Below are 24,603 nucleotides of genomic sequence, written 5' to 3'. Positions count from 1 at the left end.
GCGATCACCAGGGGAGAAAGTTGGAGGCGAAATTGCGCAGACCGCTACCGATCGATTCCACTACCCGGCCGACCCCGTCGACGACCCGCGCGGCGACCTGTACCGCGGCCCTGGCCACCGACTTGCCGGCCTCGTAGACCGTCTCGCCGATCGAGCTGCCGGCGATCCCCCCGACCACGCCGCCGACGAAGCCGCCCACGGCGCTGCCGACCGGACCGAACACCGTGCCGATCGCCGCGCCGATGCCGGCACCCTTGGTCGCGCCGGCGATCGCCATGGTGGTGGTCACCGTGGTGTTGCCGATGGCGTCGATGGCTTCTTCACCGGTGAGTTCGCCCTTGCCCAGCTTGTAGAGGATCTTGGCGTTCTGCATGCCGACACAGGCGATGTTGGTGATCAGGCCGGCCGGGGTATTGCGCAGCACGCCGCCGAGCCAGCCGTTCTTCACCGCCACCACCACCGCGCCGGAAACCGCCACTTGCGCGGCGGTCTGGGTGGAGGAGCGCAGCGAGCTTTCGAAGAATTCCCTGAGGTCTTCCTGGGCGCTGGGGTTGTCCCGGCCATTGAGGCTGTTCCAGGCGCGCCGGGCGAGGATGCGCACACCCTGCAGGCCGACGGAAAGGCAGGCGCCGACCATTGCCTGCTTGCCGATCTGTTTGGCGATATCGACGCGGTTGGTGTCCTTCCACTCGTACTGGCGCGCTTCGGCCTCGGCCTGGGCCTTTTTCTGCAGGGCCTTGGCTTCATCCTTGGACAGCGGCTGGGATTTCACCCCGTCGATCTCGATCACTTCGCTGCTGTCGGCCACCTCGGCCGCGTGACCTTCCGGCACCAGGCGCTGCTGGCCTTCGTAGTCGCCGTTGTCGAACTGGCGGTTGGTCGCGTTGGCGTCCGCGCCGTACTTGGACTGGTAGGTGCCGACCACCTTGCCGTTGCCGTCGACGATCTCGATGTCCACCGAGTTGAGGTCGCGGGAATTGACCATCCGCGCGCGGTACGGACTGCCCTTGGTGGTGGCGTCGATATTGAAGGTGTCGACGTGGTGCTGCTCGGCGATGAAGCCGTCCAGGTTCGGGTTGAGGTTGATCGCGCCGCCCTGGGTGGTGACGATCTTGCGCGCGTTATCCGTGGCCTGTTCCAGGGCGTGATCGATGCGCCCGGCGTATTCGCCGACATGTACCGAGCCGGACACCGCGGCGTTTCTCTCGATCTCGCCGGCCAGCCAGGAGGCCTTGCTGCGGCCGCTGTCCAGGTGCAGTTGCAGGGCGTCGCGGGAGTGGTTGAAGGCGTTGGTCGAGCGGATCACCTCACGGCTGGCCTGGAGCCGTTCTTCCGGGTCTTTCCACAGGGTCGGGTACTTGCTGAATTCGTCGTCCAGCCACGTCTCCAGCGGTTTATCGCCGCGGGCGTTGCACGAGGCGACGAAGGAGGCGATCACCGCGCTGGTCTTGCCGGCGTTCTGCGGGTTTTCGAACAGCGTGGTTTCGAGGCGATTGGCCTGGGTCTCGGCGATCTGCTCGAAATCGAGGCTGTCGTTCTTGTCGTGGTCGTTGCTCAGGGGCTTTTCCATATCGGCGGTCATGGGCGTGGTCCTGCGTCGTTCAGGTAGTCGGTGAGTTCGTCGCGCAGTTGCTGCTGCAACCAGGCGGGCTCGAGGATGCGTATGTGTGGAATCCAGTAGCGGATGATCGGCAGCAACTGGTTCGGGTGGTTGACCTGGCAGCGCAGCAGCAACTGGCCGTCGGCGCGTTGCTCGAGCACGCGCTGCTGCGGCAGCACGTTGCGCCGCAGGAAGTAGTAGGCGTTGCTGGCGGCCACCTGCACGGTGACGTCGAGGCAGTCCTGGCCGAACCAGATGTCGTCGTCGTTTTCGATCTGGCCCTGGATCCGCGGGTCGGGGCTGAAGCTTTCCTCGAGCAGGCGCAGCTCGCCGATGCGGCCGAGGGCGAAGCTCTTCAGGTGCCCGCCCTCGGTGGCGGCGAGGTACCAGATGCCCTTGTTGTGGATCAGCCGGTAGGGCTCGATGCGCCGCGATTTTCCGGTGTAGTTCAACTGGCAGCGGCGGTGCTGCTCGACGGCGCGGCTCAGGGTGCGGAAGTCGCTGGTGTCCGGGCGTGCGGCGGCGAAATGCCCGTCGCGCACCAGGAAGCTGGCCTGGCCGGGCTTGAGCAGTTCCAGCCAGGAGCGCCGGTCGCTGGTGGGGAACAGCCGCTCGACGCCGCTGAGGCGAGCGAAGGTCTGCAGATCGGCCGGGGACAAGTGGCTGCGGTACTGGCTGGCCAGTTGATAGACGCCATCGGCGCCGGGCTCGACCACGTCACCGAGGCGGTTGAGGTCGCGGTAGATGGTCCGCTCGCTGACACCGAAGCGTTCGGCCAGTTGCAGGCGGGTAGGGCGCTCGCCAGCCTGCAGCAGGCGCAGGATATCGGCGAGGCGCAGGGCCAGGGTGTCATGCTCGGTGGCCGCCATGGCGGGTCCTTGTCGATGGGCTTGGCGGCGACTCTAGCGAGGGCTACTGACAGGGTGTGTCAGTAGCACTGACAGCATGGGTGCTGGCCTGCCGGAAAAGTGGCGACAATAACCCGGATGGTGGCTGGTGGCCACTTTGCCGGCGGGGTAGCGCCTGTCCAAGGGGGCGGGGTAGCGGTAATCGGTTCATGCCTTGTTACGTTTTTACGACGCCTTCTGCGACACCACGCCGCACCCTTCCAGCGCCCTGCGCTGGCACCCCCCTCCCTCGCATGACAAAATGCCGCCCCACAAGAAACCACGAAATGAACAGCTTCACTGCGAAGCGTGCACCTTCCCGAAAGGATGGTTACATGAACGATCTACTGACCCGGCGTTCCGTTCTCGCCGGGCTCGGCGTGCTGGGGCTCGGCGCCCTGGCGGGCTGCGACAGTTCCCCGAAACTCGACTTCAAGTACGGCAAGGACCTGAGCAACAAGATCCTCGGCCGCTCCTTCAAACTCCAGGACGTTCACGGCGACACCTACGCGCTGTCGAGCTTCTACGGCTCGATGCCGATGGTGTTCTTCGGCTTCACCCAGTGCCCGGCGATCTGCCCGACCACCCTGGCGCGGGCGGTGCAGATCAAGAAGCTGATGGGCCGCGACGGCGATTTCCTCAAGGTGGTGTTCATCACCCTCGATCCCGAGCGCGATACCCCGCAGGTCCTGGAAGACTACGTGAAAGCCTTCGACCCGACCTTCACCGCGCTGTCCGGCACACCGGAGCAGATCGCCGCCACCGCCAAGGAGTTCGGCGTGTTCTACGAAAAGGTACCGCTGGGTGACAGCTACACGGTGTCGCATTCGTCCACCAGTTTCGTCTTCGACTCCCGCGGTCGTCTGCACCTGGGCCTGGCCCATTCGCTGACGGCGAAGGAATGCGCCGAAGACCTGTTGACCCTCATGGAGATCTGCTGATGACTTTCCTGCGCAAATCCCTGGCCATGCTGGCCCTGTGCGGCGCGGCCTTGCCGGCCCTGGCGCAAACCACCGTGGGCGAACCCTGGGTCCGGGCCACCGTGGCCAACCAGCAGGCGTCCGGGGCCTTCATGACCCTCACCGCCGATACCGACAGCAAGCTGGTCGCCGTGCAGTCGCCGGTGGCCAGGGACGTGCAGATCCACGAGATGCGCATGCAGGGCGATGTGATGAGCATGGGCCCGGTGCAGGCGGTCGACCTGCCGGCCGGCAAGACCGTGGTCCTCGATGCCAACGGCTACCACGTGATGCTGATGGGCCTCACCGGGCAATTGAAGGAAGGTCAGCAGGTCGCGCTGACCCTGGTGATCGAGGATGCCAAGGGCAACCGGGAAAACCTCGAGGTCCAGGCACCGGTGCGCGCGCTGACCAGCGGCGGGCACGAGATGCATCACGGCAAGGGCCATATGTAACGCTGTTGCGCGGGGCAGTTCGCTGCCTCGTACCCCTCCCGCGCCAGCGATCGCTTGTGCGCGAAACACCAGGCCACGGACATTTCCCGCCACCCGTCCGGGCGCCCTCGATCAAAGCGAATCCCTGCAACCTCGTGGACTCTCACTGATGTACGGCACAACGTCGTGCATCCTTCGTTTTCTATGAGGTGAAAGATCATGGCTAACAACGAGAACCGCACTGGCTCCAAGCAAGGTGGCAACCCGGGCAATTTTGCCAACGATCGGGAAAAAGCCTCCGAAGCCGGCCGCAAGGGCGGACAACAGTCGGGTGGCATGAATCAGGACCGGCAGAAAACCCAGGACACCGGCCGCAAGGGCGGTCGCTCCTGATCGGTGATACCGCGGTAAACGGCGGGGCATGATCCTTGCCCCGTCCGCCTGGCGCATCGCGGCCTGTCCACGATGCGCCGTTCGCTTTTGTGGAGGACATCGCCATGAACAAAGGCGCAGTCATGCTCCTGCTGTCCGGCCTGCTGGCGCTGGGCGGTTGCTTCGACAACTCGAACCACCCCGGCAAGGATTCCGATCCGAGCAAGCCGTCGTTGCAGATGCAGCAACCGCCTGCGGAAAGTCCGGCCTCGCAACTGGCACCGGGCAAGGACAGCGACAACTGATCGGTGCCGCGCGCATTCCCGCTAAACCTTTGCCCTCTCCTGGCGGTCCTCTGTAGCAAGCGCCCGATTTCACGGGTGCCAGGAGGTGTCCCATGACCCTGTTCTGCCTGTTGCGCGGTTGCCAGTGGCGCTCCCTGCCGGCGGTGGAGAATGCGCCGTGTCAGTGCTGCGAACGTTGTGGCGCCTTGCGCTACCACCTTGCCCAGGGTGAGGAATGAGTCATGGCCCGAGCGATCTGGAAAGGCGCGATCAGTTTCGGTCTGGTGCACATTCCCGTGGCGCTGGTTTCCGCCGTGCGCAGCCAGGGCATCGATTTCGACTGGCTCGACCAGCGCAGCATGGACCCGGTGGGCTACAAGCGGATCAACAAGGTCACCGGCAAGGACGTGAGCAAGGAGGATATCGTCAAGGGCGTGGCCTACGAGAAGGGGCGCTATGTGGTGATCAGCGAGGAGGAGATCCGCAAGGCGCGCCCCGAAGCGACCCAGACCATCGAGATCTTTTCCTTCGTCGCTGCCGAAGAGATTCCCCTGCAGCAGTTCGACACCCCTTACTACCTGGCCCCGGACAAGCGCGGCGGCAAGGTCTATGCCTTGCTCCGCGAGACGCTGCGCAGCACCGCCAAGGTGGCGCTGGCGACCGTGGTCCTGCACACCCGGCAGCACCTGGCGTTGTTGCGGCCGCTGGAGGATGCGCTGCTGCTGGTCACCCTGCGCTGGCCGGACGAAGTGCGCGGCATCGACAGCCTGGAGCTGGACAGCAGCGTGACCGAGGCGAAGACCAGCAAGGGCGAGCTGGACATGGCCAGGCGGCTGGTGCAGGACATGAGTGGCAGCTGGGCGCCGGAGGATTACCGCAACGTGTTTCGCCAGACCATCATGGACCTGGTGGAAGAGAAGGCCAGCAAGGGCCGGATCAGTGTGGTGGAGACGGGCGAGGAGGCAGGCGGCAAGGGCGCGGACATCATCGACCTGACCGAACTGCTCAAGCGCAGCCTGGGAGGCAAGGCCAAACCGGCGGCGAAGAAGAAGGCTGCACCGGCGAAGAAGACGCCGCGCAAGGCGTCCTGAGTTTCGGGCGCTTTTGAAATCGACCGCCGCCTGCGATGAGCATGGGTATCTACCTATCTTTGAAGGTTTGGCGGGGAACCATGTCAAGGCCGCCAGGTGCCTGTCTTGAGCCTTGCAGCGCCCTCCAGATCGAGCGCCGCTCGCGCGGCGCATCGCGGGCTACGCCCGCTCCCACATTTGTTGCAACGTACCTATGTCAGACAGGCCATGGTTGACCGCCTTGTTGGTTCGACTCGATACCGAGTCGAGCCCAACAGCCTCCCCGCGATGCATCGCCGAAAAAACAAAGGCTGACAACTCAAATCCAACAGGCCATGGCGCGTTGCAACAAATGTGGGAGCGGATTCATCCGCGATGCGCCGCGCGGGCGGCGCTCGATCTGGAGGGCGCTGCAAGACTCAAGACAGGCACCTGGCGGCCTCGATGCGGTCCCCCGACAAGCCTTCGAAGAGGTATAGATACCCATGCAGCGATGAGGCCTTCAGCAACCCCCTCTATCCACGCTCTGTACCAACCCCCTCAGATAATCCCCAAACCCACCCCGCGCCCGCGGATCCAGGCGGGCACTGGTTGCTACGCTGTTGCGCGCGGTCCACACGATGCTCGCCCCGCACGCCCGCAGATCCTCGACCAGGCGCACGTCCTCGTTCAGCGCCAGCGGCTGGAACCCGCCCACCCGCTGATAGGCCCGCGCGCAGATTCCCAGGTTGGCGCCATGGACATGCCGGTGCCCCTCGCGCAGCTGGTAGCGCTGCAGATAGCGCTCGCGCAAGGCCGCGTCCTGCTCCGGCAACCACTGCTCGACATGCACCGTGCCGCACACCGCGTCCACGGCGAAGGCCAGCTGGCACAGCAGCCAGTGCGCCGGTACGCAGCTGTCGGCATCGGTGCAGGCCAGCCATTGGGCGCCGCGCTCCAGCATCAGCGCGGCACCGGCACGCCGGGCCTGGCCGACGTTGCGCGCATCGACCCGCAGGGTCTCCACCGCGAAGCGCCTGGCGATGGCCGCGCTGGCATCACTGCAGCGATCCAGCACCAGCAGGATCTGCACCCGGTGCCCGGCCGCCTGCGCCATGCGCGCAGCGGCCTGCACCGCGATCAGGCAACGCGGCAGGGCTTCGGCTTCGTTGTGCGCGGGAATGATCACGGCAATCATGGGCAGGTCTCGTCCAGGTCGATCACGCTGGGCTGGCAGCTCCAGTACTCCAGCAGGAAATCCGCCTCTTCGTGACGCAGCACGCGATACAGCGGCAAGCGCTGTTCCAGCAGGGCATGCACCTGGCGCCCGGACTGCGGGCAGCCGGCGATGGGGTGCAGCCAGTGACAGGCGAGCAGGCCACCGTCCGCGGTCAGGCTGGCCACGGATTGTTCGATCACCCGCAGCCAGTCCTCGGGGCCGAGGTAGTAACCGATCTCGCCGAGCACGATCAGGTCGAAACGGCCCCCCGGCCAGTCCACCGGCAAGCGTCCCTGGGCGACCTGCACATGGGGCAGAGGCGCCAGGCGCCGCCGGGCCAGGGACACGGCGGTGGCGTCGAGGTCATGGCACACCAGCTCGGCGCAGCGTTCGGCCAGGGCCGCGCTCAGCTCGCCATTGGCACAGGCCGGCTCGAACGCGCGCGCATGAAACTGGCGCGGCAGGCTGGCCATGATCAGGTCGCGCTTGCGCTTCTCGTACCAGCGCGTGCGAAAGGCCCAGGGGTCGTCGCTGGCGGCGAACAGGCCGGCAAAGTACTGCGCGTCGATGCTCATCGAAACACCAGTTCGAAGGGCTGCATCAGGCATTCCAGGGTCGCCGCCGGCAACACCGGCGGGCGCTCGCCGTCCGCCGCCAGCTGGCTGACATGCGCGGCGGTGGCCTGCTGCTTGCGCTGCAGGACCTCGGCGTCAAGGCGCACCTTGCAGGCCCGCGGCCAGGGCAGGCGAGGGTCTTCCGCCGCGGCCCAGGACCAGGCCCACACCGGCACTTCCAGCAGCGCCACGCCTTTGCCCTGCGCCGCCCGGGCGCAGGCGCGGCCGACCGCTTCGTGATCGCTGTGGCCATCACCGCGCCAGGTGCAGAGCAGCTGATCGTCCGCCTGCAGCAACTGGCTCAGGTGATTGACCAGGAACGCCTCGTCCCGCGCCACGGCGCTGTCCTTCAGGGCCAGGCGTTGCCATGCCAGCGCCTGCACATCGAGGCCGAGGCGCTGCAGGGCATGCCGGCTTTCCAGCGGACGCTGGCGGCGCAGACGATGCTCGCTCCACTGCGCGGAGCCGGGATGACTGGCTTCGCCATCGGTGACCGAGATCAACAGCAGCTCGTGCTCGCGGCCCTGGAAGCCGGCGAGCAGGCCGCCACAGGCGAGGATCTCGTCGTCCGGGTGCGGCGCCACCACCACCAGGCGTCGCCCGGGTGGACACAACTGCCGCGCTTCGACCCAGGTCGCCCGGGCCAGATGGGCGGACTGCTGCCATTGCGCCGGCGTTGTCGCCGGTTCCGCGAAGCGTGCCTTGCTCATAGCTGCCAGGCCCCCGCCGGCCCTTGCGCCAGTCGTTGGCCCAGGGCGGCGAGATCACGCTCGGCGTGGCTCTGGCGCAGGTACACCGGCAGGTCGGCGGCGAGCCGGGCAAAGTGGCTGTTGTGGCAATAGGGGGTAGCGCCCAGGGCCCGGCCGACATGCTCGATGACCTGCTCCACCGCCTGTTCCACCTGCGCCCGGGTGCGCCGCACCAGCAACTCGGCAGCGCCACCGGGATGCTCGTCGATCCACGCCGCGCACTCGCGCAGGGCCGCGCGGGCGCCGCACAGGGCCGCGTCCACCGCGCCCAGGTGGGCGTCGGCATGCGGATCGGGACGTGGCTTGCGGCAGTGCTCGCGCAGGTAATCGGCCAGTGCCTCGGCGGCGCCGTACCAGCAGGCGGCAATCCCGCCACCGCCGTGCCAGAACCCCGGCCGCGACAGGTACTGGCCCGGCGTGCCGATCAGCTGGGCCGGCGAGCGGTCGAAGGCGATCACCACGCTGGTGGTGGTGGCCATGCCGACGGCCTGCCAGTCCTCGGCGAGGATCTGCTGGCTTGGATGGGACAGCTCGATGGCCACCAGTTGCGGCTGCTCGTCGTGGTCCCAGGCGGTGAGCAGGGCGTTGTCGATCTGCAGGGCGCCGGAGCACCAGGCCTTGCGCCCTTCGAGCAGCACCCGCTCGCCGTCCCGGGCGACGATGCGGGTGCGCGCATCCGGCGCTTCGGCGGCCCAGACGCCCCAGATCCCCTGGCCGACGCGGTGGCTGGCGCCGCACTCGGAGAGGATCGCCAGGGCATCGGTATGGCCTTCGTAGAGCTTGGCCAGGCTCAGGTCACAGCCGGCGACCCGCGCCAGGGTCTGCCAGCGCTGCAGGGTATGGCCCTGGCCGGGCAGGGGCAGCAGGTCGAGGTGGTCCTGGCGCAGCGAGTGCAGGATCGGCGGCAAGCGGGTGTCCAGATGCAGCGCCTGCGGGCGTTCGGTAAAGCTGCGCAGCAGGGTGTCGAGGCTGCCCAGATCGAAGTCTTGGATGATGCTCATGGCGTCTCCTCATGCCGTGGCCGGCCGCTCACTTGATGCCCAGGCGCCTGCGCATGCCCGCGGTGATCGACTGGCGGGTCGTGGAATAGTCGCGCCAGGGCGCGTTGCCCTCGGCCAGGCGCTCGTCGATATTGCCCAGGGTCCACTGGTTGGCGCCCTTCAATCCGGCCAGTTCTTCGGGCCATATCGGCACCGACACCGGCAGCCCTTCGCGGGCGCGCAGCGACCAGGCGCAGACGGTGGTAGCGCCCTTGCCGTTGCGCAGGTAGTCGATGAAGATCCGCCCGACCCGGTTCTTCGGCCCGGACACCGCCGACAGCCGCTCGGGGAAGAGTCCGGCCAGGTGCTCGACGATGGCGTGGCTGAAGTCCTTCACTGTGTCCCAGCCGGCTCTGCGCTGCAGCGGCACCACCACATGGATGCCCTTGCCGCCGCTGGTCTTGAGGAAGCTGCGCAGGCCTAGCTCGTCCAGCAGGGTGACGGTCAGGGTGGTCGCCTCGACCATCGCCTTCCACGGCAGTGCCGGGTCCGGGTCGAGGTCGAGGACAAGCCGATCGGGCCGTTCGAACTGGCTGTCGGTGGCGTTCCAGGTGTGCAGTTCGAGCATGTTCATCTGGACCGCGCCGAGCAGGGTGTCCTCGCGGTTGATCACCATCGCTGCCTGCCCGGCCTGCTCCTTGGCGTAGCTTTTCACCCCGGGCAGATCGAGGTGTGCGGCGTTCTTCTGGAAGAACAGCTCGCCACCCAGCCCGTCCGGCGCGCGTACCAGCGCCACCGGGCGGTCCTTGAGGTGGGGCAGGATCAGCTTGCCGACCCTGGCGTAGTACTCGGCGACGTTGAGCTTGGTGGCGCCGCTGGCGGGATCGATGAGCCGTTCGGGATGGGTCAGGCGCAGGCCGGTGTGGTTCGCGGGCATGGCACGCTCCAGGGTGATGGCGCTGGCCGGCTTGTCGCTGCGCAGGCCGTGGAACACCGCGTGGCGGACGATGCCGTCGCGGGTCATCCGGGCAAAGCTGATCTCGGCTAGCAGGCGCGGCTGCAGCCAGTGCACGCCGCGCGCCTCGGCGCCGCTGGGCGGTGCGTCCAGGGCCGGGCGGCGGATGCGCAGCGGCTGCAGGCGTTGCAGCAGGCTATCCAGGGTGTCGCGGCTGAAGCCGCTGCCGACCTTGCCGGCGTAGCGCAGCCGGGCGCCGTCGTGCAGGCCCAGGAGCAGCGCCCCGAAGGCATTGCGGCTGCCCTTGGGATCGGTATATCCGACCACCACGAATTCCTGGCGCTGCTGGCATTTGAGCTTGATCCAGTCGCTGCTGCGGCGCCCGAGGTAGAGGCTGTCCTGGCGCTTGCCGATCAGGCCTTCGAGGTCGAGCTGGCAGGCGCTGGCCAGCAGCGACTGCACCGGCTCGGCGAAGGTCGCGGAGTAACGCAGCAGCGCCGGCGGATCGGCGAGGAGCTGCTCCAGGGCAGCGCGGCGTTGCTCCAGGGGCCACTGGCGCAGGTCGTGACCGTTGAGCCAGGGCAGGTCGAACAGGTAATAGACGATCTTCTCGTCGTGCTCGTTATCGAAGGCGTTCTGCAGGGCCTGGAAGTCCGCCACGCCGTTTTCGTCGGCCACCACCATCTCGCCGTCGAGCCAGGCCGACTCAAGCTCCAGCTGTTTCAGGGCCGCGACCTGGTGCGCCAGCTTCGCCGTCCAGTCATGGCGGTTGCGGGTGAACAGGCGCACCTCGCCCTGGTCGATGCGGGCGAGGATGCGGTAGCCGTCGAACTTGATTTCGTAACTCCAGTCGCCCGGCGGCGGTGAGTCCACCAGGGTCGCCAGTTGTGGGTCGAGGCTCGGTGGCAGAGCGCTTTTCGCCGTGGTCCTGGCCGGGCGGGCGCGGCGGCTGGTGGGTTGGCGCGTGGCGGGCAGGCTGCGCTCGCTGAGCACGCTGTCCGGCGCGGCTTCGAGGATGTCGTAGTCAGCCTGGTCGCGCGCCTGGGCGTCCGCCGATTTCACCAGCATCCACTGTTCCTTCTTGCCGGCCAGGCGGGTGCGGAACAGGTTCCAGCGTCCGCCGAGCTTTTCCCCCTGCAGTTCGAAGCGCAGGTGGCCCTTGGCATAGCCCTGCCGGGCGTCGCCTTCGGGAATCCACACCCCGCGGTCCCAGACGATGACATCGCCGGCACCGTAGTGGCCCTCGGGGATATGCCCTTCGAAACCGGCATAGTCCAGCGGGTGGTCCTCGACATGCACGGCCAGGCGCTTGACCGTCGGATCCAGCGACGGGCCCTTGGGAATCGCCCAGCTTTTCAGGGTGCCGTCCAGTTCCAGGCGAAAGTCGTAGTGCAGGTGGCTGGCATCGTGTTTCTGGATGCAGAACTGCAGGGCATGGGCCTTGCCACGGCCGCGCCTGCCACTGGGCTCGGGGCTGGCGGCGAAATCGCGCTTGCGCTGGTATTCCTGCAGGGGCCTGGTCATGGCGGATGCTCGGTGGCGGCGTCTTATCAAGTGGGAGAGGGCGCGCGCGACAGGAGTTCAATCGACGTCGCGCCGGCTGCGCGACCGGGTGACGGAAAGACTGAATCATTGCCTGCGCGGGGGAGTCGACACTGCAAGAGCCCAACCGAAAGCGAGAACGCCATGATCGACAAGAGCGACAAGCCTGGGGCCAATACGCCCTACGTTCCCCGGGAAATCGACGATATCCAGGACCGCATGGGCGAGGTCCACGAACTGGATTTCAGCCAGCGCCACGATGAGCGCCAGGGCCGCGCCGGCGATGCCCGCTCGGAGCAGGAAGTGAACCGCGAGTTTCCCCCGGAGCGGGTCGAGCGCGCTGGCATGAGTGGCGGCGAAGCCCTCAGCGAAAGCCTGCACGAAGACAACGTCACCTACGACGACCTGAGCCCCGACACCCTGTTCGACCAGAGCGGCGCCCGTGATCCGTCCGAGCGGGGTGGTGACGGGCCGGCGGATCGGCAACTGCGCCGGGTGGACGCCGACGAAATCGGTGCCGGCAGCGGCCCCGACGAAGCCGAACTGGCCCGCTCGGCACCGCTGGATGGCAAGCCCTGGAATGACCGTGCGGCGCCGCCGCAAGACGACGAATCCTGACTGATGAAGGAGACGACCATGACCAACCACTGCGCCTGCCCCGGTTGTACCTGTGAAGTGGATGCCAGCGCGCTCACGCGCGATGGCAAGGCCTACTGCTGCGAAGCCTGCGCCCGCGGGCACGCCAATGGCGAAGCCTGCCGCATGAGCGCCTGCCATTGCGGCGATGAGCAGGGCAAGCAGCCGGAGGAATCGAAGGTGGACAACGCCCTGGAAGAGACCTTTCCGGCGAGCGATCCAATTTCCCCCTGACGCTTCGCTGTGCCTGCCGTGTCGCGTTGTGTGCGCGCGCTGCACGGCAGGTGTCTTGCGAAGGGAATAGAGGCTATCGCCAAGCGTTCTTGGCAACTGGCAGTTCTGTCAGGTGAGCGCGACGCCGGCTGGCGTTATGTTCTGCAGGAATGAACATCCTCGACCCAGACATGACGCGGGCCCTCATGCTGTCCGCAGGTAACATCGCCGTGGCGCTGCTCGCCGCCCTGGCCCCGGCTGCCCACGGTGCCAACCAGACCTATACCGATCCCGCTGCGACCCAGCTCCTGGAACTGCCCAGCGACGTCGCCCGGGTCACCGTCACCCTGATTGGCGGAGGGGGCGGTGGCGGGGTGGCGGGCGTGGCCGCAGCGTTTCCGATCCTCGCCAGACCCGCTGCCGGCGGGGGTGGTGGCGGTGGTGGCGCGACGCTGATCTGTACCCTCGGCGTGCTGCCCGGTTCCGCGTTGCAGGTGACTGTCGGTGCGGGCGGCGCGGCCGGCACGGCGCAGGACGGCGACGGTCACCCGGGCGGAGCCAGTCGTATCCGCATTCGCGAGCCGGGTGGCGGCCTGTCGGCGTTCAGTTTTTCCGCCGCTGGCGGCGAGGGCGGCGGGGCGGGCAGCGGCACTTTGTTCAGCCGCCTGCCGGGGCGTGGCGGCAGCGGCGGCAAAGGCTCGACCACGCCTGACTGCGTGCTCGCCGAGGGCTTCGCGGGGGGCAATGGCGGTTCCGGCGCTACTGCCGACACGCCGGGCAAGGGCGCGGCGGCCAGTGCCGCGGAGGCGGCGCGAATGCTGGGGCTGCTGCGCGAGTTCAAGGCGCAACGCGAGGACCTTGCCAGCGCCGCGGCCGCCGATGCCGCGCGTCATGCCCTGTGCCAGGGGGCGGGTCTGGGCGGCGATGGCGGCACCCATACTCGGTTCGCCAGTGGCCCCGGCCGCGCCGGGTGCGTTTCGATCGACTATTGAGTGCTGCGGCTCAGTGCTTCAGCGCCTCGATCAATTCGGCCTTGCGCATGGTCGAGCGCCCCGCGATGTTGCGCTTGCGTGCCTGGTCCATCAGCTCGGCCCGGGTCATCCCGGTCATGGGCTGGTCCGGACGCGGCACGCCCTGCCGGGTCTTCGCCGCGCGCCGCGCCGAGGCCTGTCGTGACTGCTGCTTGGCGCTCGCGCTTTTCTCGCGCCCGGAGCCGCCGGCCTTCTCGCCGCCGCCGGACTGCTTGTTGACCGTGGCCCAGGCGCGGGCTTCGGCCTCGTCCTTGGGGACGCCCTTGGCTTCGTAGCTTTCCTCGATGTGTTCGGCCTTGCGTTTCTGCGCTGCGGTGTACTTGTCTTTGCTTCCCCGTGGCATGGGTCGATCCTCCGCTGTTGATTTTCGGGCAGGTCATCGGCAAGGCCGGACGTCGATCACGGCATCCGCCAGGTTCCGCCTGCCTTCTCGCAGTCAATCCGCGCCTGGCCCTGGTGGCGGGTGTCGTAGTAGTACGTCAGCACCCGTGCATCGTCGGGAATCGCCGGTCGTGGGGCCTGCGCGGCGTTGCTGGTGGCGCGCGGGTTGGCCAGGCTTTCCTGGGTCAGCGGTGCGCTGCACTGGCCGATTTCCTGGTCGGGGCAGCGCACTACCCGGCGCTTCTGGGTATTGAGCATTTCCTTGTTCTCGCTGCTGCACGACCAGTCGATGGCATCGTCCGGCATGCCCTGCAGCGTGTAGCAGGTCTGGGTTTCCACCGTCTGCACCGAGGCGCTGGAGGAGCGTGTGGTGACCTGACAGGCATCGGCCAGGACGGTGCCGCTGGCAAGGCTGGCGAGCATCAACAACAGGGCAGGGGCGCGCATGGTCATCTCCAGGGGCGGGTGCGGTTCACCCTACTGATTGCGACTGGCGCGGTGTCGGGCGGGTTCAGGGGGATGGACGAATGGCGCCCTGCGCAGGTTGAACTTTGCCCGGCGCAGGCCCTCCACCGAATGTCGGGTCAGGCGCTCTCGGCCCGTCGTGTTCCTGGCATGCGGAAGGAAAACGCAAGATGAAGTTTTCGCGCTTCGCCCAGAAGCTGGCGAGCTGGGCCGGTCGTCCCATGACCTTCGCCAGCGCTTTCGGCCTGGTCCTGGCCTGGGGGATCAGCGGCCCGCTGTTTCACTTCAGCGATACCTGGCAACTGGTGATCAACACCTCGACCACCATCGTCACCTTCCTGATGGTGTTCCTCATCCAGAACACCCAGAACCGCGACACCGACGAACTGCATATCAAGATCGACGAGTTGCTGCGTGCCACGCGCCGGGCCCACAACGCCCTGCTCGGCCTCGACGATCTGGACGAAAAGCAACTGCACGAACTGCGCAAGCGCTATCAGCACCTGGGCGAACTCGCCGAGCAGCGGGGCGCGGACGAATCACCGCGCAACGACGATGCCTGACTCGCGCAACGACGCCGGTGTGCATGACGCCGCCGGCAACCGACCTGACAGCATGAGGTGAGCATGGCCAGCCATATCATTCATTTCACCGGACCGATCAACGCCTCCACCTGCGGCAACCTCATCAGCACCTGCTCCAAGGCCCTGCAACAGGGCGCCGAGCGCCTGCAGGTGAACATCGCCACCATGGGTGGGGAGTGCAGCTACGGCTTCAGCCTGTACAACTTCCTGCGCTCGTTGCCGGTGCAGGTGGACACCCACAACCTCGGCACGGTGGAGTCGATGGGCAACATCCTGTTCCTCGCGGGGGAGCATCGCACTGCCTGCACCTTGAGCAAGTTCCTGTTCCATCCGTTCCACTGGACGCTGCACGGTTCGGTGGATCATGCACGGATGGCCGAGTATGCGATGAGCCTGGACTACGACCTGCAGCTGTATGCGCAGATCGTCGCCGAGCGCACCCAGGGGGCGCGGGAAGTGCTGGATATTCCACGCTACCTGATGGCGCATCCGCGCATCGTCACGCCGGAGGAGGCGATTCGCTGCGGGTTGATCCAGGCGGTGAACGACTCGGTGATCGGGGCGGATGTGGTGCAGTGGAGTGTGCATGCCTGAGGGAGTGGGTTGGGGGTGTCGTTGCCCTGCCAGTGATGAGCATAGGTATCTACACATTTTTGAAGGTTTGCCGGGGAGCTGCATCAAGGCCGCCCGGTGCCTGTCTTGAGTGTTGCAGCGCCCTGAGCTGGTCAACTTTTTCCGGACACCGCAATGTGGGAGCTCAGGCTATTTGCCGCTCATACTGGTTGGGCGGTAGATAACCCAGGGTCGAATGCAGTCGATCCTGGTTGTAAAACTTCACGATATAGTCGGTAACATCCTTGATCGCTTCGTCGTGATTGGCATAGTCCTTACGCCAAGTCCTTTCCATTTTCAGGTTCAGGAAAAAGCGCTCCATTACTGCGTTGTCCCAGCAATTGGCCTTCCTGCTCATGCTGCAGCGCATCTCATTGCGCCTCAACAAGTCTTGGTAGTCAGCACTTGCGTACTGGCTGCCGCGGTCCGAATGGGCGATCAGGCCCGGCGCTGGCTGGCGCTGGGCGATCGCCAGTTGCATGGCGCTGCACACCAGCTCGGCACGCATGTGAGGCGCCATGGACCAGCCTACGATCTTGCGTGAAAACAGATCCATGACGGCCGCCAGGTACACCCATCCGCTGCGCGTTCGGATGTAAGTGATATCTGCAACCCATGACTGATTGATGCCTCCTGGCATGAACTGACGGTTGAGCAGGTTTTCAGCGATCGGCAGGTCGTGATTACTGGTGGTGGTATGAACAAACTTGCGCTTCCAGGCGCAGCGCAGGTCGTAGAGCTTCATCAAGCGACGTACCTTGAAGCGGCCAATGGACACGCCTTCCTGCCGCAAAACACCCACTAGTCGACGGCTGCCGTAGCAGTCTCCAGACGACACGAATGCAGCCTTGAGCTTGATGCCGACAGGGCAAACTGGCTTGGGTTTCGCCTGTCGCTCATGGGCCTCATAGAAGCCCGAGCGACTGATCTGAAGCACGCGACAAACGCGCGCCACCGGGAAAGCCTTACTTTGCAATTGGCGAACCAGTTGATGGATCACTTCAACTCGCGGGCAAAGAAGGCCGTAGCTTTTTTTAGTATGTCGTTGTCCATCTTCAGCTCTCGGACTTGCTGCTCAAGCTGGCGAATTCGCTGCTGTTCACTGGTCAACGGATTGCCTATCCCAGCTCCGCCCAACTGCGCTCAGGCCTTGATCAACAATCATCTTGCAGACCTGGAGTTTGAACTCGGTGGTGAATCTTCTGTACTTCTTGGTCATCGGGGGTACTCCTCAGTAGGGGGATTCTCCCTAATTGAGGTGTCCGGAGCCATTAGACCAGCACAGTTGAGCCCGACTCGATATCGAGTCGAACACACAATGCGGTCAACCATGGCCTGACAGACATAGGTACGTTGCAACAAATGTGGGAGCGGATTCATCCGCGATGCGCCGCGCGGGCGGCGCTCGATCTGGAGAGTGATGCAAGACTCAAGACAGGCACCTGGCGGCCTTGATGCGGTCCCCCGACAAGCCTTCGAAGATGTGTAGATACCTATGCTCATCGCTGCTGCTCTAAGCTACCACCCCCACCCCCACCAAGGACGACCCAATGCCCTCCACCTCCCACCACGGCGGCTGCCTCTGCGGCTGGATCCGCTACACCGCCCACGGCCCCGCCGCCAACCCGCACACCTGCTCCTGCCGCAACTGCCAGCAGCACACCGGCGCGCTCACCGCGCTCTGGGTCGAATTCCCCCGCGACCAGGTCGAGTGGACCGGCGCCGGCGGCGCGCCCGCGCTGTACCGCTCTTCGGACTACTCCAGCCGCGCCTTCTGCCCACGCTGCGGCAGTTCCCTCGGCGCGATCGACGACGCACCGACCATCGCCCTGCTGGCCGGCACCTTCGACGAACCCGGACGCGCCGAACTCAAGCCGCACAGCCACTCGTTCGAAGACGGCCAGCCGACCTGGTGGCGAAGCTGATCACGGCGTTTGCATCATGCGCACCAGCGACGCATATTCCGCGCGGCCGACCGGGGCGATGGCACTGGCATCCTGCGACGCCAGAAACCCCGCCAGCCCGTCCTGGTTCTCCAGCAGCGCCGCGCGAATCCGCGTCTTGTACTCGGCGCACAGGCCACCACGAAACACATAGGGGTCGTAGTAGATCTGCATCGAGCGCCACAGCACATCGAAGGTGTCGCGCGCGATCCGCCCGCTGTTGAGGTAGGCATCGGCGCGCACGCTGGCGACGAACGCGGCGTCCACCCGCCCTTCGAGCAAGGCGTCCAGCGACTTGTCATGGGAGCCGCTGTAGGCCACCGAGGCGAAGAAGCGCGCCAGCGGCTGGCCCACCCGGGCGGCGAACTCGACGTTCGGCACCACGCTGCCCGAGGTGCTGGCCGGATCGCTCAGGGCCACGCGCTTGCCGCGCAGCGCCTGCACATCCGCCACGCTGCCGCGCCGCGCCAGCAACAGCGCCTGATAGTGATGACCGGCCGGGGTAAAGTAGCCCTTCCTGATCGCCAGGCTGGCGAAGGGTTCGATCCGCGGGTCGCGCTGCTGCGCCAGGACGTAGGCCGCCGGCCCCAGCCAGGCGATGTCCACGCCGCCGGAAACCACCGCATCCACCACGCTCTCGTAGGACGACGCCGGGACGATCGACACCGGCACGCCGAGCTCCGCCCGCAGGCGCTCCAGCAGCGGCTGATAATCGCGGATCAGCACCTCCATGCTCTGCTTCGGAATCACCCCGATGCGCAGCGCCGCCTGCTGGCAGGCCGCGGCCAGCGGTGCGGCGAGCAGGCCGGCCAACAGCAGGCCGGTCAGCCAGGTCAGTGTTCGCATGCCGTTTCCGTCGCGTCGATGAAAGGTGGGTATTGCTCCAACTGGGCCACGCTCAGCGGACGGCTGAAGTGATAGCCCTGGGCGAAGTCGCAACCGGCCAGGCGCAGGTAGACCACCTGCTCGCGGGTCTCCACGCCCTCGGCCACCACCTCCAGGCCCAGGCGCTTGGCGAGGATGATGGTGGACAGCACGATGGGGCTGTCGTCATGGCTGTTGGACAGCTGGGCGACCAGCGCGCGGTCGATCTTCAGGCGGTTGATCGGCAGCGCCTGCAGGTGGGAGAAACCCGAGTAGCCCTGGCCGAAGTCATCGAGGCTGATGCTCAGGCCGGCGTCGCGCAGGGCCTGCAGGTGCTTGATGCCCTGGCCCTCGTCGTCGAGCACGGTGGTTTCGGTGATTTCCAGCTCCAGGCGCTGCGGCTCGACGGCGTGGAGACGTAGCTCGTCGAGCAGCCGCGCGCTGAAGTCCGGCTGGCGCAGCTGCAGGGGCGAGACGTTGACCGCAAGCCCTGCCTGGATGCCGCGCGCCTGCCAGCGCACCAGCTCCGCGCAGGCCAGGCGCAGCACCTCCCAGCCCAGGGCGACGATGAAGCCGCTGCGCTCGGCCAGGGAAATGAAGCGGTCCGGATAGAGCAGGCCGAACTGCGGATGCTGCCAGCGCACCAGGGCCTCGTAGCCCTCGACGCGCATCGAGTCGAAACGCACCTGGGGCTGGAAATGCAGGACGAACTGGCCTTCCTTCAGGGCGGGGCCGAAGGCCTGCTCCAGGGCGAACTCGCCGACATCCACCACGTTCAGCGACGGGTCGAAAAAGCGGTACTGCCCGCGCCCGGCCTGCTTGGCCGAATACATGGCGGCGTCGGCCTGGCGGATCAGTTCGTCCACCGCCACGCCGTCGCGCGGACAGATGCTCACGCCGATGCTCGGGCTGCTGTTCAGTTCGTGCTGGTCCAGCGAGTAGATCGCCGACAGCTTGTTCAGCAGCATGCGCACCCACAGGTCGATCTGCTCTTCGCTGCGCGACCCGGCCAGCAGCACGACGAACTCGTCGCCGCCGAAGCGCGCAGCCTCGTCGCCGGCCTCCAGGGCGCGCTTGATGCGCCCGGCCACGGCCTGCAGCAACAGGTCGCCGACCTTGTGGCCGAGGGAATCGTTGATCGACTTGAAGCGGTCCATGTCGATGAACAGGATCGCCATCAGCCGCCGCTTGCCGCGCTGCTCGGCGAGGACTCTGGCCGCGGTCTCCATGAACTGGCGGCGATTGTGCAGGCCGCTGAGGTGGTCGGTGGCCGCCGCGTGGCTGCTGCGCCGGTGCTCTTCCTCCAGGCGCTGGATCAGTTGCTGGTTGATCCGCTGCGCCTGCTCCAGGGCGCCGAAGGCTTCCTCGCGCTTGCCCAGCACCCGCCAGCTCCACAGCACGCCGGCGAGGATCAGCAGGGTCATGCTCAGGTTGACCCAGCGCTGACGCGCGTAGAGCAGCTGCGACGGGGCGAGGATCTCGTCCTCGCGCTGGCTCACGGCGATGCTGAACGCGCGCGGCAGATCCTTGCGGAACAGGCTCTGGTAGCGCCCGTCGCGACTGTACTGGACGAGCCGCCCGGACGCCTCGCCCTGCGCCGGCAGGTCCGGCTTGAGCGCCTCGCCCGCCACCACCACGCCGCTGTCGCCGATGCGCAGGCGCTCGTGGCCGGCGCTGTCGAGCAGGCGCATCAGGCCGCTGCTGCCCAGGTCGATATGCTGGAACAACTGCGCCAGGTAGCCGATGTCCAGTTGCACCAGGAGGATGCTGTCCGGCTGGTCGCCGGACGGCCCGCTCAGCGGCAGCAGGAACGGCAGGCGCCAGTTGATCTGCGCCGCTTCGCGGGCCGAGGCGTCGAGGGGCGCGAGGAAGGGTTTGAAGCCGTGCCGACCGATATGCTCGCGCAGGGCCAGCAGCCAGGGCTCGGGCAACTGCCGCGGCTCGTCGCTGTGGCTGGCGGAGAGCAGGCGGCCGTCGAAGCGGTACAGGCTCATGCGCTTGAGCACCGGGTCCTCGGCGAGCATGCGCACCAGGCTCCAGTGGCCCGGCCCGCTGTCGCGCAGATCGGCCTGGGCGGCGCGGCCGATGGTCTGCGCGCGGTCCACCAGCTGGCTGAGGTTCTCCGCGGCCATGCTCGCCAGGTTCAGGTGCTCCGCGGCCTTGGCGGCGAGCGCCTGCTGCTCCGAGATGGCCCGCTGCTGGACGTACGAGACCCAGACGAACAGCAGGATCGCCAGCGCCGAGGCCAGCAGGAGAAACTGCACGAGGTTGAAGGAACAAAGGAATCGGCGGATCACTGCACGTCATTCCTGCCGCTGAGTGATGGCACATTACCACCAGTGTGTGACAGTCGGATGACTGGCATGCCAGGCCCGCCTCAACCATCCGGTCGATACCGCCCTCGCCCGCCCCGCGGCACCATCACGGCTCCCAACGACAACACTGTGGAGCCACCAGCATGACCACCCAATCCGACTGGATCACCGTAGGCGCCCTGGCCGAGGGCTTCGCCCCGCAAGCCTTCATCCTGCCGCAACTGGCCGAGCTGGCCGGGCAGCAACTGACCCTGCACTTCGCCAACGGCTGGGTCATCGAACACCGTTTCGACGCCGAGCAACTGCACTGGCACGCCGCCGACGGCCACTCCAGCGGCAGCGCGCCGTACCGCGCCACCTCGGTGCGCCCGGGCATCTACCTGGTGGACTTCCTCAAGACCGAGCAGGGCCAGACCTGGTCGATCAGCCTGGTCATCGACACCCTGAGCCAGTCCTTCACCGCGGTGATCGGCAACATGCCGGCCGAGCAGGAGACCCGCCAGGGCATCTACCAGCGCGCCCTGTCCGGCAAGAACCTGACCTGCGTCGAGGCCCAGTTCCTCCACGGCAGCCTGGACAAGCCCTGGCAGGAAGGCGCCTGCCCGCACGCACCGACCGCCGAGCTGGTGGGCATCCGCAACCGCTACCGCTACAGCCCGACCGAGGAATACGAGCACATCTACCTCAACCAGAACTACTACACCTGGCAGTGCCTGAAGGGCGTCGAGCAAGGCCTGTGCGACACCGACCGCTGCCACTACTACAAGATCGCCGACGCGCTGTACCTGTTCGTCTGGCGCGAGAAGATCATCCCGACCCTGGGCCTGGTGATGATCGACCTGCGCGAGCACCGCAGCGACGGCAAGATCTTCGGCTATGCCGAAGGCAGCTTCGATGCCTTCAGCAACTTCCCGGTGTCGTCCTACTGCAACCTGATCAACACCACGGTCCACGAAGCATGAAGCGCACCGTGCTGATCACCGGTGCCGGCAGCGGCATCGGCGCGGCCTGCGTGCAACGCCTGGCCGCCCTGGGTGACAACCTGGTGCTGGTCGGCCGGCGGCGCGCGGCGCTGGAACAGGTGGCGGCCGGGAGCGACGCCCTGGTGCTGGCCGGCGATGCCGCCGACAGCGCCACCTGGGCCGGCTTCGTCGAGCAGATCCGCGCCCGCTTCGGCGGCCTCGACGCGCTGATCTGCTGCGCCGGCGGGCATGGCCTGGGCAACGCCCTGGAGACCAGCGACGAGGCCTGGGAAGCGGCCCTGCGCGGCAACCTGCACAGCGCCTTCCACAGCGCCCGGGCCTGCCTGCCGCTGCTGGTCGAGCGGCGTGGCAGCATCGTCCTGCTCGGTTCCATCGCCTCGCTGGCGGCGGGCCCCGAGGTGTGCGGCTACACCACCGCCAAGCACGCGCTGGTCGGGCTCAACCGCTCGCTGGCGCGGGACTTCGGGCCGCAGGGCGTGCGGGTCAACTGCGTCTGCCCGGGCTGGGTGCGCACACCGATGGCCGACGAGGAAATGCAGCCGTTGATGCAGCACTACGGCGAAGACCTCGACGCCGCCTATCGCCGGGTCACCGCCGACGTGCCGCTGCGCCGCCCGGCCACGGCGGACGAGATCGCCGCGCTGTGCCAGTTCCTGATCGGTCCCGAGGCGTCGATCGTCACCGGCGCGGTGATCGCCGCCGACGCTGGCTCGACCATCGTCGACGTACCGACCCTGGCCTATACCCGCCTGGAGAGTCCGCTATGAACGCCCGCTTCGATTTCAGCGGCCAGCAGGTGCTGGTCACCGGCGGCGCCCAGGGCATCGGCCAGGCCATCGTCGAGGGCTTCGCCCGCGCCGGGGCCGAGGTGCTGATCGCCGATCTCAATCGCGACACGGCCCAGGCCCTGGCCGACCAGCTCAACGCCGACGGCTGCCAGGTACGGGTCGCCGGTATCGACCTGGCCGACCGCGCGGCCGTCGTCGCCCTGCTCGCCGGCCTGCCGCGCCTCGATGTGCTGGTGCACAACGCTGCGTACTTTCCGCTGACGCCGTTCGAACGGATCGACGAGCCGCTGCTGCGGCGGACCCTGGACGTCAACCTGTCGGCGCTGTTCTGGCTGACCCAGGGCGCGCTGCCGCTGTTCCGCCGCCAGGGACGCGGCAACGTGCTGGTGACCTCCTCGGTCACCGGGCCACGGGTGGCGTACCCGGGGCTCAGCCACTACGCCGCGTCCAAGGCAGGGGTCAACGGCTTCATCCGCAGCGCGGCGCTGGAACTGGCGGGGCATGGCGTGCGAGTCAACGGCGTCGAACCGGGGATGATCCGCACCCCGGCCATGGACAACCTCGGCGACGCCAGCCTCAACGCCCGGATCGCCAGCAGCGTGCCCCTGGGCCGTCTCGGCGAACCGCGGGACATCGCCGCCGCCATGCTCTTCCTCGCCTCGGACAACGCCGCCTACATCACCGGCCAGACCCTGATCGTCGATGGCGGCGCGACACTGCCGGAGACCCTCGCCACCCTGGAGAGTAATGGCTGATTACTGGCCATTGCGATCAAGAGCGCTGGCAGCCACGAACAAGACTTGGGCCGGCCGCCAGCGCCCTAATAACCCCTCGCTACAGCACAACTGCCAACAAGAAATGGGGGAATACCAATGGACAAGCAACATCGCCTGTTACCGCTGGCCCGGGCCGTCGGCCTGAGCCTGGTCACACTGGCAGCGGCCCAGCCGGCGCTGGCCTACGAGCTGTACGCGGACGACGACACGCACCTCAACGCCGACATGCTCGCGGTCTGGGGCATGTTCAACAGCCGCAAGAACTACGACGGCACCCCGGGCGGTTCGACCTGGCGCGAAGGCTTCATCAAGTACGGCCTCAGCGGCGACCAGGGCCTGGGCGGCGCCGGCACCTTGTACGGCACCTTCAACCTGGTCAGCTCGGCGACCTGGGGTGATGGCGACGCCGCCGGCAACACCGACGGTTCCGAACGCACCACCAAGATCGAGGATGCCTTCCTCGGCTGGCGCTCCGGCGACCTGTTCCCGGCCCTGGGCAAGGATGGCGTGGACTTCTCCGCCGGACGCCAGGTGGTCAAGATCGGCAGCGGCTTCCTGATCAACGACGACGGCCCCAACCTCGGCAAGGGCCCGGCCGATGGCGCGCTGAACCGTGGCGGCGCCTACTACCTGGCGGCGCGCCACGCCTTCGACCGCACCGCGGTGCTCAAGCTCGGTGGCCAGGATGGCCTGCACGGCAGTGTGCTGTGGCTGAAATCCGACAACCGCGCCCAGGCCGAAACCGAACTGGCCGCCGGGACCCTGGACTACACCGCCGACGCCGGCACCCTGGGCTTGACCTGGGTGCATGGCCTGGACGTCACCGACCAGTGGGCCAGCGACTTCCAGAAAGAGCGCGAGAACATGGATGTCTACAGCCTGCGGGGTGAGGGCAGTGCGGGCATCGAGAACGCCAGCTTCGCCTTCGAATACGCCTGGCAGGACAAGGACGCCGGGCCGGAGAATGCCTGGTACGCCGAGGCTGGCTACACCTTCGCCGATGTCGCCTGGGCGCCCAAGGTGACCTATCGCTACACCCGTTACTCGCAGGGTTGGGACTCGTTGTTCACTGGCCTGAGCACGGGGTACGGCACCTGGTTCCAGGGCGAGGTGGCGGCCAACTATTCCGGGCCGTTCAACAGCAACACCGGGATTCACCATGTCGGCCTGAAGGCCACGCCGCTGGAGAACCTCACCGTCGGCGCGCTGTATTTCGACTTCAACACCCTGCGCACCCGCGACACCCTCAACCTGGATGCGCGGGAGCTGGATCTGTATGTGGAGTGGGCGGTGAACGAGCACCTGATCATCAGCCCGCTGGTCGGTCTTTATCCCATGTCACTAACCTGCGCTGGAAGAGTTCACGGA

At 67.0% G+C, this 24,603-nt stretch carries 27 protein-coding genes and 1 pseudogene; 16 read left to right on the top strand and 12 right to left on the bottom strand.

Going from position 1 to position 24,603, the window contains the following annotated elements:
• Positions 1-4: 4 nt before the first annotated feature.
• Positions 5-1,582, bottom strand: a complete 1,578-nt coding sequence (locus RTI28_RS26170) for a hypothetical protein (protein WP_316923183.1) — start codon at positions 1,580-1,582, stop codon at positions 5-7.
• The gene (locus RTI28_RS26165; RefSeq protein WP_316923182.1) at positions 1,579-2,469 is read right to left on the bottom strand and encodes a helix-turn-helix transcriptional regulator; all 891 of its coding nucleotides are present in this window, start codon (positions 2,467-2,469) and stop codon (positions 1,579-1,581) included. Before RTI28_RS26165 ends, RTI28_RS26170 begins: the two co-directional genes overlap by 4 nt.
• A 353-nt stretch (positions 2,470-2,822) precedes the next feature.
• Between RTI28_RS26165 and RTI28_RS26160 the strand changes: the two genes are divergently transcribed.
• The 6 genes from RTI28_RS26160 to RTI28_RS26135 all read left to right on the top strand — a co-directional run bounded on the left by RTI28_RS26160 (position 2,823) and on the right by RTI28_RS26135 (position 5,627).
• Positions 2,823-3,428, top strand: a complete 606-nt coding sequence (locus RTI28_RS26160; protein ID WP_042126056.1) for an SCO family protein — start codon at positions 2,823-2,825, stop codon at positions 3,426-3,428.
• Positions 3,428-3,901, top strand: coding sequence for a copper chaperone PCu(A)C (locus RTI28_RS26155; RefSeq protein ID WP_377698362.1), 474 nt, complete (start codon positions 3,428-3,430; stop codon positions 3,899-3,901). The genes RTI28_RS26160 and RTI28_RS26155 overlap by 1 nt, the downstream gene beginning before the upstream one ends.
• Before the next feature lie 198 nt (positions 3,902-4,099).
• Positions 4,100-4,273 carry a general stress protein gene (locus tag RTI28_RS26150; protein ID WP_316923181.1) on the top strand — a complete coding sequence of 58 codons (174 nt, stop codon included), beginning with the start codon at positions 4,100-4,102 and terminating at the stop codon, positions 4,271-4,273.
• A 104-nt stretch (positions 4,274-4,377) separates the two neighbouring features.
• Positions 4,378-4,557: a hypothetical protein gene (locus RTI28_RS26145; RefSeq protein WP_316923180.1), complete on the top strand. Its 180-nt coding sequence runs from the start codon at positions 4,378-4,380 to the stop codon at positions 4,555-4,557.
• Between the two features lie 92 nt (positions 4,558-4,649).
• The gene (locus RTI28_RS26140; RefSeq protein ID WP_316923179.1) at positions 4,650-4,775 is read left to right on the top strand and encodes a PSPA7_2676 family Cys-rich small protein; all 126 of its coding nucleotides are present in this window, start codon (positions 4,650-4,652) and stop codon (positions 4,773-4,775) included.
• 3 nt (positions 4,776-4,778) lie between these two features.
• Positions 4,779-5,627 carry a Ku protein gene (locus tag RTI28_RS26135; protein ID WP_316923178.1) on the top strand — a complete coding sequence of 283 codons (849 nt, stop codon included), beginning with the start codon at positions 4,779-4,781 and terminating at the stop codon, positions 5,625-5,627.
• 481 nt (positions 5,628-6,108) lie between these two features.
• On the opposite strand, the gene RTI28_RS26130 is transcribed toward RTI28_RS26135, so the two are convergent.
• From RTI28_RS26130 to ligD, 5 genes are read right to left on the bottom strand one after another with little or no spacing between them, the layout of a single operon-like run.
• Positions 6,109-6,783, bottom strand: a complete 675-nt coding sequence (locus RTI28_RS26130; RefSeq protein ID WP_316923177.1) for a glycosyltransferase — start codon at positions 6,781-6,783, stop codon at positions 6,109-6,111.
• Entirely contained in the window at positions 6,780-7,379 is a 600-nt protein-coding gene (locus RTI28_RS26125; RefSeq protein ID WP_316923176.1) for a class I SAM-dependent methyltransferase, read from the bottom strand. The genes RTI28_RS26130 and RTI28_RS26125 overlap by 4 nt, the downstream gene beginning before the upstream one ends.
• Positions 7,376-8,128: a PIG-L family deacetylase gene (locus RTI28_RS26120; protein ID WP_316923175.1), complete on the bottom strand. Its 753-nt coding sequence runs from the start codon at positions 8,126-8,128 to the stop codon at positions 7,376-7,378. The genes RTI28_RS26125 and RTI28_RS26120 overlap by 4 nt, the downstream gene beginning before the upstream one ends.
• The gene (locus RTI28_RS26115; RefSeq protein WP_316923174.1) at positions 8,125-9,168 is read right to left on the bottom strand and encodes an acyl-CoA dehydrogenase; all 1,044 of its coding nucleotides are present in this window, start codon (positions 9,166-9,168) and stop codon (positions 8,125-8,127) included. The genes RTI28_RS26120 and RTI28_RS26115 overlap by 4 nt, the downstream gene beginning before the upstream one ends.
• Before the next feature lie 28 nt (positions 9,169-9,196).
• Positions 9,197-11,626: a DNA ligase D gene (gene ligD, locus RTI28_RS26110; protein WP_316923173.1), complete on the bottom strand. Its 2,430-nt coding sequence runs from the start codon at positions 11,624-11,626 to the stop codon at positions 9,197-9,199.
• 162 nt (positions 11,627-11,788) lie between these two features.
• Between ligD and RTI28_RS26105 the strand changes: the two genes are divergently transcribed.
• The 3 genes from RTI28_RS26105 (at position 11,789) to RTI28_RS26095 (ending at position 13,485) form a co-directional block, all read left to right on the top strand.
• The gene (locus RTI28_RS26105; RefSeq protein ID WP_316923172.1) at positions 11,789-12,262 is read left to right on the top strand and encodes a phosphotransferase system, HPr-related protein; all 474 of its coding nucleotides are present in this window, start codon (positions 11,789-11,791) and stop codon (positions 12,260-12,262) included.
• 18 nt (positions 12,263-12,280) lie between these two features.
• Positions 12,281-12,514 (top strand): metallothionein, encoded by a 234-nt coding sequence (locus tag RTI28_RS26100; protein WP_316923171.1) that lies wholly within the window; start codon positions 12,281-12,283, stop codon positions 12,512-12,514.
• A 170-nt stretch (positions 12,515-12,684) separates the two neighbouring features.
• The gene (locus RTI28_RS26095) at positions 12,685-13,485 is read left to right on the top strand and encodes a glycine-rich domain-containing protein (RefSeq protein WP_316923170.1); all 801 of its coding nucleotides are present in this window, start codon (positions 12,685-12,687) and stop codon (positions 13,483-13,485) included.
• Between the two features lie 10 nt (positions 13,486-13,495).
• Here the strand turns inward: RTI28_RS26095 and RTI28_RS26090 are convergent, their stop codons facing one another.
• Positions 13,496-13,867: a Rho termination factor N-terminal domain-containing protein gene (locus RTI28_RS26090; protein ID WP_316923169.1), complete on the bottom strand. Its 372-nt coding sequence runs from the start codon at positions 13,865-13,867 to the stop codon at positions 13,496-13,498.
• Positions 13,868-13,923: 56 nt separating this feature from the next.
• Positions 13,924-14,352: a hypothetical protein gene (locus RTI28_RS26085; protein WP_316923168.1), complete on the bottom strand. Its 429-nt coding sequence runs from the start codon at positions 14,350-14,352 to the stop codon at positions 13,924-13,926.
• Between the two features lie 188 nt (positions 14,353-14,540).
• Here RTI28_RS26085 and RTI28_RS26080 point away from each other — a divergent pair, with 188 nt between their 5' ends.
• Positions 14,541-14,933 (top strand): low affinity iron permease family protein, encoded by a 393-nt coding sequence (locus tag RTI28_RS26080; RefSeq protein WP_316923167.1) that lies wholly within the window; start codon positions 14,541-14,543, stop codon positions 14,931-14,933.
• 63 nt (positions 14,934-14,996) lie between these two features.
• A complete protein-coding gene (locus RTI28_RS26075; RefSeq protein ID WP_316923166.1) occupies positions 14,997-15,548 on the top strand; it encodes an ATP-dependent Clp protease proteolytic subunit in 552 nt (183 codons plus the stop codon).
• Positions 15,549-15,711: 163 nt separating this feature from the next.
• Here the strand turns inward: RTI28_RS26075 and RTI28_RS26070 are convergent.
• Positions 15,712-16,785, bottom strand: a pseudogene (locus tag RTI28_RS26070) (IS3 family transposase).
• Positions 16,786-17,116: 331 nt separating this feature from the next.
• Between RTI28_RS26070 and RTI28_RS26065 the strand changes: the two are divergent.
• A complete protein-coding gene (locus RTI28_RS26065) occupies positions 17,117-17,491 on the top strand; it encodes a GFA family protein (RefSeq protein ID WP_316923165.1) in 375 nt (124 codons plus the stop codon).
• Here the strand turns inward: RTI28_RS26065 and RTI28_RS26060 are convergent, their stop codons facing one another.
• Together RTI28_RS26060 and RTI28_RS26055 are read right to left on the bottom strand one after the other, a co-directional pair.
• Complete coding sequence (locus tag RTI28_RS26060) at positions 17,492-18,355, bottom strand: phosphate/phosphite/phosphonate ABC transporter substrate-binding protein (protein ID WP_316923164.1); 864 nt, start codon at positions 18,353-18,355, stop codon at positions 17,492-17,494.
• Positions 18,343-20,670, bottom strand: a complete 2,328-nt coding sequence (locus RTI28_RS26055; protein ID WP_316923163.1) for a bifunctional diguanylate cyclase/phosphodiesterase — start codon at positions 20,668-20,670, stop codon at positions 18,343-18,345. Before RTI28_RS26055 ends, RTI28_RS26060 begins: the two co-directional genes overlap by 13 nt.
• A 161-nt stretch (positions 20,671-20,831) precedes the next feature.
• On the opposite strand from RTI28_RS26055, the gene RTI28_RS26050 reads away from it, so the two are divergent.
• The 4 genes from RTI28_RS26050 to RTI28_RS26035 all read left to right on the top strand — a co-directional run.
• A complete protein-coding gene (locus tag RTI28_RS26050; protein WP_316923162.1) occupies positions 20,832-21,650 on the top strand; it encodes a molybdenum cofactor biosynthesis F family protein in 819 nt (272 codons plus the stop codon).
• Entirely contained in the window at positions 21,647-22,438 is a 792-nt protein-coding gene (locus RTI28_RS26045) for an SDR family oxidoreductase (RefSeq protein WP_316923161.1), read from the top strand. The genes RTI28_RS26050 and RTI28_RS26045 overlap by 4 nt, the downstream gene beginning before the upstream one ends.
• The gene (locus RTI28_RS26040) at positions 22,435-23,214 is read left to right on the top strand and encodes an SDR family oxidoreductase (protein WP_316923160.1); all 780 of its coding nucleotides are present in this window, start codon (positions 22,435-22,437) and stop codon (positions 23,212-23,214) included. Before RTI28_RS26045 ends, RTI28_RS26040 begins: the two co-directional genes overlap by 4 nt.
• A gap of 117 nt (positions 23,215-23,331) precedes the next feature.
• Positions 23,332-24,603, top strand: a 1,272-nt coding sequence (locus RTI28_RS26035; RefSeq protein ID WP_316923159.1) for a hypothetical protein, incomplete at its 3' end; no start/stop codon positions are given.

Origin of the sequence: Pseudomonas sp. zfem002 (assembly GCF_032621685.1) — a bacterium.
GTDB lineage: Bacteria > Pseudomonadota > Gammaproteobacteria > Pseudomonadales > Pseudomonadaceae > Aquipseudomonas > Aquipseudomonas japonica.
This window is presented reverse-complemented; position numbering and strand designations above follow the sequence as displayed.